We start from the raw sequence: 11,925 nt of genomic DNA, 5'->3' as shown, positions 1-11,925 counted from the left end.
CGGCGCAGGCTTTGTGGGGGACACTAATTCCACGTTGATTTTCACGCTTGACGCAAGCGACGCCGTGGCGGGCAGCGGGGGCACGTCGGCACCTTGCTATGGTGTTTCGGACCTCATGTCTGCACTGCGGCGCACCAAGCCCTGCAGTTGCGGCAAGCAAGAACCGCAGTTGGTTCCGCACTGCAAAGCGGTTTGTAGGCTTTGCAGGCGCTGGGTGGGAGATCCCTCGCACAGCGACAAGGTGCTGTGTATCTGCTGATCAGTCACATTGAAACAGGTGCAGACGACGGTCCCCGCAGACGCCACAGGGATAGGGGGCGTCGCACCCGGTGACAGCAGGGCGCGTCCATAAGATTGCACGGGAAGCTCACCTTGCAGCAAGGGCGCGATCCAGCGCTGGGCGCGGGTATCGCCTGCGAGCAAGAAACCTTCCAAACGGGTATCAGTGCCCTCCATCCGACGGCGCAGGCGTCGCTGTTGGCCGCGCTTGGGGTCGTCATAGCGCACGACATCTGCCCCATCGAGTTGCAAGACGGCAGCAATGCGTTGCAAGGCCTCGGGGCCAATCGCCTCGGCATGGGAAGCTTTGAACAAGACACCTTGGCGCGCCGCTGTGCTGTCTAGGGCCACTGCGTTGGCAAACGGCACGCAGCTGGCATAGGCAAACTCGGCCATGAGCGACTGCAAAGCACGCCTGGCAGTCAGCGCATAGGCGTCTGGTAGCCACGCCATCGCCACCAGGCTCCACGGTAGCTCGGCCTTTACTACCTTGACGGCCGCATGTTTGAATTCTGGTTGCTTAGAGTCCGGGCAGAACGCGGACGTCGTCAATGCATTCACGCCCGACAGGCGCTGTCCCTTGGCGCCTAGGCCGCTGACAAACTCTTCGCCCCAGTGCATGGCCATAAACAGCTGACTCATGGCCAGCGCTTTGCTGGCTTGCACGGGAAGCACCACCGCGCCCCGCTTGCTGCTCAGGTGCACCAAGTCACCTTCTTTCAATAGCCTGCGTGCCATATCCTGGGGATGCATGAGCACCGCTGGTTCGGATACGTGGCCAAACAGGCGTCCGACAGTACCGGTGCGGCTCATGCCATGCCACTGGTCGCGCAGGCGGCCTGTCGTGAGGGAAAAGGGGAAGCGCGCGTCTCGGGCTTCGGCAACGGGTTTGTAGACCACATTGGCAAAGTGAGCCCGACCGTCCGCAGTGGGAAACACCCCGTCTTCGTACAGCCGTTGTGCCCCTGCGGATTGCCCTTCGCGCATGGGCCATTGCAGTGGGCGCTCTTCGAGTTGCTGGTAAGACATGCCAGTAATGTCCAGGTCGCGGCCCCGCGTGGACTCGCGGTGCTCGTTCCACACCGATTCGGGGGTGGGATACGGGAACAAGCTCCGCGTGGGCTGAGCTTGGTTTAGCCCTTCGATAGGCACTGTAGACGCGACCAAGAGCTTCTCTAAGCGCTGGGCAAAGTCCACGGCAATGGCCCAATCATGGCGTGGGCCATGGTGGGCGTCGCCAGGGGCTGCCACAGCGGGGCGCACGCGTGAAATACGCCGTTCGCTGTTGGTGACCGTGCCGTCTTTTTCTCCCCAGGTGGTGGCGGGAAGCAAGAGGTCGGCATAGGCGCAGGTGGCGGTGGTGGCGAACGCCTCTTGCAGCACCACGAACTCGGCGCGTTCCAGTGCCCGGCGCACCGTGGCTTGGTCTGGCATGCTTTGGGCAGGGTTGGTGCAGGCAATCCACAGCGCTTTGATTTCTCCGTCTGCGGCGGCTTGGAACATTTCCACCGCTGTTTTGCCTGGCTTGTCGGGCACCTGTGAAACGCCCCACAGGGCCGCTACTTCTGCGCGGTGTGCGGGGTTAGCCAGGTCGCGGTGCGCGCTGAGCAAGTTCGCCAATCCGCCGACCTCGCGGCCGCCCATCGCGTTGGGTTGCCCTGTCAGCGAAAACGGGCCCGCTCCCGGTTTGCCAATTTGGCCGCAGGCGAGGTGCAGGTTGATGAGGGCTGCGTTCTTGGCGGTGCCTGCGCTGCTTTGGTTGAGACCTTGGCAATACAGACTCAGTGTCGGGGTCCGGCTGTGGGCCACGTCGCTGTCATCGACCCCTGCAAACCAGCGGCTGGCCAGCACCAAATCCTCTTTGCGAATGCCACAGGTAGCGGCTACCGCATCCGGCGTGTAGTCGCGCACCGTGGCTTTGAGGGCGTCAAAACCGCTGGTGTGGGCGCGCATGTAGGCAGGGTCTACCCAGCCCTCCCACAGCATGAGGTGCAGCATACCGTGAAACAGCATCACATCGGTGCCGGGTTGAATTTGCAAGAACAGGTCAGCCACTTCCGCCGTGTCGGTGCGCCGTACGTCGACCACCACCATTTTTTGCGTGGGGTTGGCACGCCTAGCATCTTCGATGCGGCGAAACAAGACCGGGTGGGCAAAAGCAGTGTTGGAGCCCGCAATGAACAGGGTCTGCGCGAACTGCACATCGTCATAGCAGTTGGGAGGCGCATCCGCGCCCAAGGTCTTTTTGTAGCCCGCTACGGCGCTGCTCATGCACAAGCGGGAGTTGGTGTCGATGTTGTTGGTGCCTATCAGCCCCTTGGCCAGCTTGTTGAAGACGTAGTAGTCCTCGGTGAGCAATTGGCCACTCACGTAAAAGCCCACGGCGTCGGGCCCGTAGTCCCGGATGATCTGGGCAAACTTCGTGGTGGCTGTGTGCAGGGCGCTGTCCCATGTGACTGGCTGTGGCGTGCTGCCTCGCACTAGGCGCTGCAGTGGTTGCAGCAGCCGGGTTTGCAAGGTGACTTCCGCGGTGGCGCTCAGTTGCAAGGTGCTGCCTTTGGAGCACAGTCGCCCGAAGTTGGCCGGGTGCTGCGGGTCGCCCTTGACGCCGGTGATCTGCGCACCCTCGCTGTGGATGATGACGCCGCAGCCTACACCGCAGTAGGGGCAGGTAGAGCGAGTTTCTTTCACTTGGGTGTACCCCTACGAAGGTGTTCTTTATTGTTCGCATAGCGATCTGCTGCGATAGCAGCTAGATCGCAGTAGGGGCAGGTGCTCTTGGTTTCTTTCACTTTTTCGGGCCTTTTTTAACAGCCGGAACAACCCACTCTCCCCCCCGCCCCTCTCGCCCCGCCGGGCGAGAGGGGGGCTTAACTGCCGAATGTGGGGTGCTCGCGCCGGCTACGGTGCTATGCGCGTGAGGGAGCGTTGCGGGTGGGTGCGCCACTGAGGGAACTCCAGCGGTCGTAGTGTTTGCAAATATGCATGCGTGCCAACGGCAGGCCGCTTGGCGCCTGCTGTGGGCGAACACACCATGCGTGCCGACTCTACGACCACTGGCGTGAAGCGCTGACGCAAAGCAACGGTGGCGACCTTGTGGACGTAGCCAGCTAGCCGGAGCACAAGGGCCAAATGTGGCTGTTCTACTCCCCTCTCGCCCGGCGGGGCGAGAGGGGTTGGGGGAGAGTGGGTTGTTAAAAACCATGGCCCCTCAAATCCAGTCAACCGGACGCCGAACAGGCCCAGCAATAGGCCGCACCAAATCGCTCGCATGGCCATGCAGCTCAGCCGCGTCCAAATACACCACCCCTTCTTCCAATTTCACACGAAACCGAGGTGTACAGCCTTCGTCCGGAGCGCTGGCCTGGCCGTCGCACAGCCCTATGGTCCAGTTGTGCAGCGGGCAAGCCACGCTGGTGCCGAACACAATGCCTTGCGAGAGCGGGCCGCCCTTGTGCGGGCAGCGGTCCAGCAAGGCAAAGACTGCGTCTTGGCTGTTGCGAAAGATGGCAACATCCAATCCGCTGGCGCGCTCCACGCGGCGCGCGCCCAGCAAGGGAATGTCTTCCAGGGTACAGATGCGGGTCCATTCGGTCATGGGGTAAATCCTAGGCAGTGAGGGCTGAAAACTGGCGGGTGTCCACTTGCGCATCTTTGAAGTCGAACCACGGATCGGGTTCGCCGTCCAGGGCAAATTGCAGGCGTTCCCAGAGCGCTTTGCGGCCTTCGTGGTCATCAAGAATGCGCTGCTTCACATAGTCCAGGCCCACGCGGTTCACATAGTGCACGGTGCGTTCTAGGTACCAACCCTCGGTGCGGTACAGCTCGCAGAAGGCACCGATGTATTCCAGCACGTCTTGCGGCGTCTTGAGCTTGGTGAAAAAGTGGGCCACTTCAGTTTTGATGCCGCCGTTGCCAGCCACATACATCTCCCAGCCGCTGTCCACACCGATGATGCCCACGTCCTTGATGCCCGCTTCGGCGCAGTTGCGTGGGCATCCAGAGACAGCAAACTTAACCTTGTGCGGGGCATACATGCGCCACATGGCGCGCTCCAGGTCTTTGCCCATCTGGGTGCTGTCTTGCGTGCCCATGCGGCACCACTCACTTCCAACACATGTTTTCACGGTGCGCAGGGCCTTGGCGTAAGCGTGGCCGCTGGGCATGCCGATGTCTTTCCACACCGCTTGCAGGTCTTCTTTCTTCACGCCCAGCAGGTCGATGCGCTGGCCGCCGGTGACCTTGACGGTGGGGATTTTGTACTTGTCCACCGCGTCCGCGATACGGCGCAGCTCGGAGGAGTTGGTCTCGCCACCCCACATGCGCGGGATGACGGAGTAGGTGCCGTCTTTCTGGATGTTGGCATGGCTGCGCTCGTTAATGAAGCGGCTTTGCGGGTCGTCCTTGGCCTCTTTGGGCCAGCTGGAGATCAGGTAGTAGTTGAGCGCAGGGCGGCAGGATGCACAGCCGTTGGGCGTCTTCCAGCCCATGCCTTGTTGCACTTGGGCGATGGTGAGGTACTTCTCTTTGACAATGGCCTCACGCACCGCTTGGTGGCCGTGGTCGGTGCAGCCGCACATGGCCTTGGTCTTGGGTGTGGCGCTGTAGTCCCCACCGGCGGTGAACATGATGATCTGTTCCACCAGTCCGGTGCAGGAGCCGCACGATGCGCTGGCTTTGGTGTGCTTGCGCACCTCGTCCAAGGTAAACAGGCCCTTGTCGCGGATGGCTTTGCAAATAGTGCCCTTGTTGACCCCGTTGCAGCCACACACTTCGGCCTCGTCGGGCATGGTGGCTGCTTTGTTGTGGCCCTCATGGCCCACGTCGCCGATGTTGCTCTCGCCGAACATCAACTTGTCGCGGATGTCAGCCACACTGCGGCCCTCGCGCAGCAGCTTGAAGTACCAGCTGCCGTCCACGGTGTCGCCGTACATGCAGGCACCGACCAGCTTATCGTTTTGGATGACCAGCTTTTTGTAGACGCCGCCAAAGGGGTCACTCATCACGATCTCTTCAAACCCTTCGCCACCGGTGAAGTTGCCGGCAGAGAACAGGTCGATGCCGGTGACTTTGAGCTTGGTGGAGGTGAGAGACCCCTGGTAGCGGCCAATGCCGTACTCGGCCAGATGGTTGGCCGCCACTTTGGCCTGCTCAAACAAGGGCGCAACGAGTCCATAGGCAATGCCGCGGTGGGCGGCGCATTCGCCCACGCTGTAGATGCGTGCGTCGGTCACGGTTTGCAGGGTGTCGGTGACCACGATGCCGCGGTCCACATGCAAGCGCATGCTGGTGGCAAGCTCGGTGTTGGGGCGAATGCCCACGGCCATGACGACGAGGTCGGCAGGCACCTCGGTACCGTCTTTGAACTTGATGCTTGTCACACGGCCATCGCTACCCCCGACCAGCTCCTGGGTCTGCGCGCCCATCAGGAACTTCAGACCACGCGCTTCCAGTGACTTTTGCAGCAGGCCGCCAGCCACGGTGTCGAGCTGGCGTTCCATCAGGGTGGGCATCACGTGCACTACGGTGACTTGCATCCCACGCAGCATCAGACCGTTGGCCGCTTCCAGACCCAGAAGGCCGCCACCGATCACGACAGCGTGCTGGTATTTCTTTGCCGCCTCGATCATGGCGTTGGTATCGGCAATATCGCGGTAGGCAATCACGCCTTGCAGGTCATTGCCGGGCACAGGCAGGATGAAAGGGTTGGAGCCGGTGCAGATCAGCAAGCGGTCGTACTCGGCCTCGGTGCCGTCCGACGCTTTCACGACGCGTTTCACGCGGTCTACCTCAGTCACTTTTTTACCGGCATGCAGGGTGATGCCGTTTTCGGTGTACCACGCAAACGGGTTGAGCACGATCTCGTCCAGCGTTTGCTCCCCGGCGAGCACGGGGCTGAGCAAAATGCGGTTGTAGTTGGGGTGCGGCTCAGCACCGAAGACGGTGATGTCATACAGGTCCGGTGCGACCTTGAGCAGCTCTTCAATCGTCCGCACACCGGCCATGCCGTTGCCGACCATGACCAACTTTTGCTTTTTCATTGTTGTTCTCCTGAGTTTTGGTGTGCGGGGCGAGGGAACACACCCCCTATCCCCCAACCCCTTTCCACCCTCGCCAGGGCGGAAAGGGGGGCCAACTGCCGATTGGGTGGCTGTGCGCCGGATACGGATCTAGGCGAGTGAGGTCGCGTCGCGTACTTGGGCGCCTGCATTGAGGAACCTACGGTCGTAGTGTTCGCCGATATGCGGGCGTTCAAACGGCAGGCCGCGTGGCGCCTGCTGTGGGCGCGCAAACTACTTGGCCTGTCACTACGACCGCTGGCATGAGCCGCTGGTATGCAAAAACGGTGGCGACCTAGTGGCAGTAGCCCAGTAGCCGGAGACAAACAACAAAATGTGGCTGTTCGGCTCCCCTTTCCGCCCTGGCGAGGGTGGAAAGGGGCTGGGGGATAGGGGGTGTGTTCCAAAGCAGCGTGCACCTCAAAAGCATCCAGAAAGCAAGAAGACATGATCAAGCCACCTTCTCCACATGCCCCTGCCGGGTGTACAAAAAGTCAATCACCGCCTTGCGGTACCCCAGGTACTCCGGGCTATCAGCCAAGGCCACGCGGGACCGAGGGCGGGGCAGGTCCACGCTCAGCACTTCGCCGATGGTGGCGGCAGGTCCGTTGGTCATCATCACAATCTTGTCGGACAGCAGCACAGCTTCGTCCACATCGTGGGTCACCATGACCACCGTGCTCTCGGTGCGCGCCACGATCTCCAGCAACTCGTCTTGCAGCTTGGCACGGGTCAGCGCATCCAGCGCGCCGAAGGGCTCGTCCATCAACAGCACTTTGGGCTCCATGGCCAGCGCACGGGCAATGCCCACGCGCTGCTTCATGCCACCGCTGATTTCGCCGGGGCGTTTTTGAGCGGCGGCCGTCAGGCCCACCAAGGCCAGTGCGGCATCGGTGCGGGCTTTGAGCTGCGCTTGGGTCTCTGACGAAGCGCCAGGATTGCGGGTACCGAACACGCGCTCCACGCCCAGATAAATGTTTTCAAAGCAAGTCAGCCAAGGCAGCAGCGAGTGGTTCTGGAACACCACCGCGCGCTCGGGGCCGGGGCCTGCGATTTCGCGGTTGGCGCAAATCAGCGAGCCTTGGGTCGGCATGGTCAGGCCGGCAATCAGATTCAGCAAGGTGGACTTGCCGCAGCCGCTGTGGCCGATGAGGGCCACAAACTCGCCCTTGGCCACGTTGAGGTTGATGTTGCGCAACGCTGGGAACAGGCCTTTCTTGGTCTTGAAGGTCTGGTCCACGCCTTGGATCTCGATGTACTTGAGGTTGGGGGACACGAGGCTCATGACTTCACCTCTTCGAACGTGAATGCGGTGGCGATTTTGATGAGCGCGAACTCCAGCAGCAGGCCCACGATGCCGATCACAAAGATGGCAATGATGATGTTCTTGACGTTAAGGTTGTTCCACTCGTCCCACACCCAAAAGCCAATGCCCACGCCACCCGTCAGCATCTCGGCGGCCACGATGACCAGCCAGGCGGTGCCCACTGCGAGGCGCACACCAGTCAGCATGTAAGGCAGCACCGAAGGGAAGAGGATTTTGGTAAAAATTTTCCACTCGGACAGGTTGAGCACGCGGGCCACGTTCATGTAGTCCTGCGGCACGCGCTGCACGCCCACGGCGGTGTTGATGACCATGGGCCAGATGGAGCAGATGAAGATGGTCCAGATGGCAGCCGGGTTCGCGCCCTTGAACACCAAGAGCCCGATAGGCAACCACGCCAGGGGCGACACGGGGCGCAATAGGCTAATGAGCGGGTTGAACATGCGGCTTAAGAACTCAAACCGCCCGATCAGGAACCCGGCTGGAATGCCCACCAGTGCAGCCAGCCCAAAACCCAAGGCCACGCGCTTGAGCGAGAACAGCACGTTCCAGCCCACGCCCTGGTCGTTAGGGCCCTTGCTATAGAACGGATCGCTGAAGATCACCACCGCCTGCTTCCATGTCTCCAAGGGGCTGGGGATGGAGCTGGCTGTGCCAATGCTCACCAATGCCCAGATGCCGATGAGCAATGCCAGCCCAGCCAAGGGAGGGAATACCTTGAGTAGCAGACCGTTCCAGTCGAAAGCGGGGGCAGACTGCTCCGGCAATGTCTGTGCAGCAGTCTGTGTGTCTTTTGGGCTGCTAGCGACCGCGGAATGGGCGGCAGCAGCTTCTGTTTTTGTAGCAGACCCATCGGTGGCTGTGGCGATCGGTGAGTGGAATACGGCGCTGACCATGTCGACTCCTTATGCTTTGATCTTGAAACCGTCGGCGTATTTCTTGGGGTCTTTGCCGTCCCACACCGTGCCGTCCATGAGCTTGCTGCTGCGCATATCGCTCTTAGGCAGCGGCGTCTTGGTAGCGGCGGCAGCCTGCTTGTAGATCTCGATCTGGTTGATCTGCTTGGCCACAGTCAGGTAGTCGGGGTGGTCTTTGAGCAAGCCCCAACGCTTGTGCTGGGTCAGGAACCACATGCCATCCGACAGGTAAGGGAAGTTCACTGCGCCGTCGTTGTAGAACTTCATGAAATTCGGGTCATCCCAGGTCTTGCCCAGACCGTTTTGGTAGCGCCCCAGAATGCGCTGGTTGATGGCGTCCACGCTGGTGTTCACATAGCTCTTATCGGCAATGGTTTCGGCCATCTTGTTCTTGTTGGACAGGCTGGCGTCGATCCACTTGCCGGCCTCTAAGATGGCAGCTGTGACGGCCCGAGCGGTGTTGGGGTACTTCTTGACGAAGTCGCCCGTGGTGCCCAGTACTTTCTCAGGGTGGTCTTTCCAAATGTCTTGGGTGGTGGTGGCGGTGATGCCGATGCCATCAATGATGGCGCGGTGGTTCCAGGGCTCGCCCACGCAGTAGCCGTCCATATTGCCGACCCGCATATTGGCCACCATTTGCGGTGGGGGCACGGTGATGACCTTGGCGTCCTGCAGTGGGTGGATGCCATTGGCAGCCATCCAGTAGTAAAGCCACATGGCATGGGTTCCCGTGGGGAAGGTCTGCGCAAAGGTGTATTCACGCTTTTCTGCGGCCATCAGCTTGGCCAGGCTGGCGCCATCGACAGCGCCTTTGTCGGCTAGCTTTTTGGACAAGGTAATAGCCTGGCCGTTGTTGTTCAGGGTCGCCAACACGGCCATGTCTTTCTTGGGCCCACCAATGCCTAAGTGCACACCGTAGACCAAGCCATAGAGCACGTGGGCAAAGTCCAGTTCGCCGCTGACCAGTTTGTCACGCACACCGGCCCATGAGGCTTCCTTGCTAGGCACAATCGTGACGCCGTACTTTTTGTCGAAACCGAGCACCGAGGCCATCACCACGCTGGCGCAATCGGTCAAAGGAATGAAGCCGATCTTGACTTCGGTTTTCTCGGGCGCATCGGAACCGCCTGCGTAGACGACGGCCCGCAGCGCCGGACTGATACCAACCGCGCCTACGGTTGCAGTTTGTAGCACTGCGCGGCGGCTGAGTTTGGCTTTCAAAAGGTCTGTCATGACAACACTCCAAAGTTAAAACACAAAACAAAAAAGGCGTCCACACGGGGTTCGACGCGCAGTGCGCAATCAAACCCGTGGGGACGCCTTTGTCCTTTTGCATTCACCCAGCCCGCCGTTGGACGGGGCGTTTGCATGACCTAAAGAAGGTCTTGTGAGGTGTTAAGCAAGGTATGTGCCATGAATGAAACCTGACAGTGTGTGTGTTCTAAATACTGCTGGCGCTATAAAAAGCGGAGCATGCGGCGCTTTGCGGATAAGCGCTACGGAGCTATTGGTTCATTAAATTTCGTTGCTTGAACCGGCGGTACGTTCATGGTGCCTGCACCAAAAAGGGTGGGGCGCTGATTCGCTTGCCCCAAGCTTGCCTTTCTATGGCGCGTGTGGCTCATCGGCGTGGCAGATTTTGGTGCGCCATAGTCCCTCTGCAACCAAGGCCGATTCGGGCTTGCCGTTGCGCACAGGGCGCTAAATGATCTCAGCTGCTGCTGTGGGTGCGGGCGTGGCTGTCACCCAGTTTAAATTCTTTGACCGTGTTCACCAAAGCCGTAGCTTGCTCGCGCAGTGTGGCGGCAGCAGCGTCCATTTCTTCTACGAGGGCGGCGTTCTGCTGGGTGGTGTGCTCCATATCAATCACAGCCATACCCACCTCAGCCACTCCGCGCGACTGCTCCATGCTGGCCGCACTGATGCGGCCCATGATCTCGGTGACTTCTTTGATGCTGCTGACAACCTGCGTCATGGTGGCACCGGCCTGATCGACCAAGGTCGTGCCTTGTTCTACGCGTTCAACGCTGGTGCTAATCAGCGACTTGATTTCGCGGGCCGCTTGAGCCGAGCGCCCAGCCAATGACCTGACCTCACTCGCGACCACCGCAAAGCCACGCCCTTGCTCCCCCGCTCGGGCGGCCTCTACTGCTGCGTTGAGGGCCAAGATGTTGGTTTGAAAGGCTATCCCGTCAATGACGCTGATGATGTCGGCAATTTTTTTAGATGCGTCATTGATGCCCTTCATCGTGTCGACCACTTGCCCCACCACCATGCCGCCTTGCGAAGCCACGTCCGTAGCTGCTAACGCCAGGCGGTTCGCTTTTTTTGCGCTATGGGCGTTTTGCTCCACGGCTTGTGACAGTTCTTTCATGGAGTTCGCCGTTTGAACCAAGGTGTTGGCCTGGCTTTCTGTGCGGCGGGCCAGCTCGTGGTTGCCTTCAGCAATTTCAACGCTGGTGGTTTCTACATTGTCAGAGCTACTGCGCACGCGCTGTACAACCTGGGCCAGATTGCTTTGCATAGACTTAAGCTGCCACAACAGACTGCTTTCGTCGCCGGGCATCAAGCGGACATCGTGGCTGAGATCGCCGGCACCTACGTTTTGTGCCAAGCTCACGGCAGTTTCCGGCTCGCTTCCTAGCTGGCGCAAAATGCTTCTGACCACCCAGCTGCCAAAGCCAACGGCCAGAAGCACAGCGGTGACGGCGCTAACCGCCATGACGGCCATCATGGCATTCGACTTGCCCAATGCACGATCGGTGATATGGTTTGCTTCTTCGACTTGGTCTGCGTGGAACTTGTCAAGAACTTTCTGAAGGTCTTCGCTTGCAGCGTCAAACCCAGCAGATCCGTTGGCGCCTTTCATGACTGCGTTGCCAGCTTCCATGCCTTGGTCCATATACGTTTTGGCCATGACCTTGCCCATGTCGTAAAACTTGGTGAAACTTGCATCCACTTCTTGCAAGACAGCGAGGTCTTTGTCTGCTTCCGCTTTTGCTTGGGGATTCCCCGTCTTGCTTTCGGCTTCCAGCTTAGCCTTGAAGCTAGCCACGCCTGCGCGAAACCGCTTGGCCGCGTCGTCGGCGTCTTTGTACCCGTCGGGGTCATGCGTGGCCGATACATCGGTCAAAAACTGTTGGACATCAGAACGGGCTAAGTTCATATCCCCTACGATCAGAACAAATTTGAGGGTGTCCCCGTGGATAGTTTTAACGTCGCTCGCGAGGCTGGCGAGGTACGAGGCCACCACCACCAAAGTAATTGCAAACAATCCAACGACAGCTGCAAATGCCAAAGACAAACGGGCTTTGATACTCAGGTTCTTGACCATACGCTGGGCTTT

The 11,925-nt window shown here is 60.0% G+C and carries 7 protein-coding genes; all 7 read right to left on the bottom strand.

Annotated features, from left to right (window positions below):
• Window positions 1-96 precede the first annotated feature (96 nt).
• On the bottom strand, window positions 97-2,970 hold the full coding sequence (locus EXZ61_RS17700; RefSeq protein WP_142813012.1) for a nitrate reductase: 2,874 nt from the start codon (window positions 2,968-2,970) through the stop codon (window positions 97-99).
• 520 nt (window positions 2,971-3,490) lie between these two features.
• Window positions 3,491-3,877: a nitrite reductase small subunit NirD gene (nirD, locus tag EXZ61_RS17695; RefSeq protein ID WP_142813011.1), complete on the bottom strand. Its 387-nt coding sequence runs from the start codon at window positions 3,875-3,877 to the stop codon at window positions 3,491-3,493.
• A 10-nt stretch (window positions 3,878-3,887) separates the two neighbouring features.
• Entirely contained in the window at window positions 3,888-6,320 is a 2,433-nt protein-coding gene (nirB, locus tag EXZ61_RS17690) for a nitrite reductase large subunit NirB (RefSeq protein WP_142813010.1), read from the bottom strand.
• 469 nt (window positions 6,321-6,789) lie between these two features.
• Window positions 6,790-7,623: an ABC transporter ATP-binding protein gene (locus EXZ61_RS17685; RefSeq protein ID WP_142813009.1), complete on the bottom strand. Its 834-nt coding sequence runs from the start codon at window positions 7,621-7,623 to the stop codon at window positions 6,790-6,792.
• Entirely contained in the window at window positions 7,620-8,558 is a 939-nt protein-coding gene (ntrB, locus tag EXZ61_RS17680) for a nitrate ABC transporter permease (protein ID WP_142813008.1), read from the bottom strand. The genes EXZ61_RS17685 and ntrB overlap by 4 nt, the downstream gene beginning before the upstream one ends.
• A 9-nt stretch (window positions 8,559-8,567) precedes the next feature.
• A complete protein-coding gene (locus EXZ61_RS17675; protein WP_142813007.1) occupies window positions 8,568-9,812 on the bottom strand; it encodes a CmpA/NrtA family ABC transporter substrate-binding protein in 1,245 nt (414 codons plus the stop codon).
• A gap of 478 nt (window positions 9,813-10,290) precedes the next feature.
• Window positions 10,291-11,913 (bottom strand): methyl-accepting chemotaxis protein, encoded by a 1,623-nt coding sequence (locus EXZ61_RS22420; protein WP_201799089.1) that lies wholly within the window; start codon window positions 11,911-11,913, stop codon window positions 10,291-10,293.
• Between the last annotated feature and the right edge of the window lie 12 nt (window positions 11,914-11,925).

It is taken from the genome of Rhodoferax aquaticus, assembly GCF_006974105.1.
In the GTDB taxonomy this organism is placed as follows: Bacteria; Pseudomonadota; Gammaproteobacteria; order Burkholderiales; family Burkholderiaceae_C; genus Allorhodoferax; species Allorhodoferax aquaticus_A.
The sequence above is the reverse complement of the archived record's forward strand: the minus strand, read 5'-3'. Positions and strand labels throughout refer to the sequence as shown.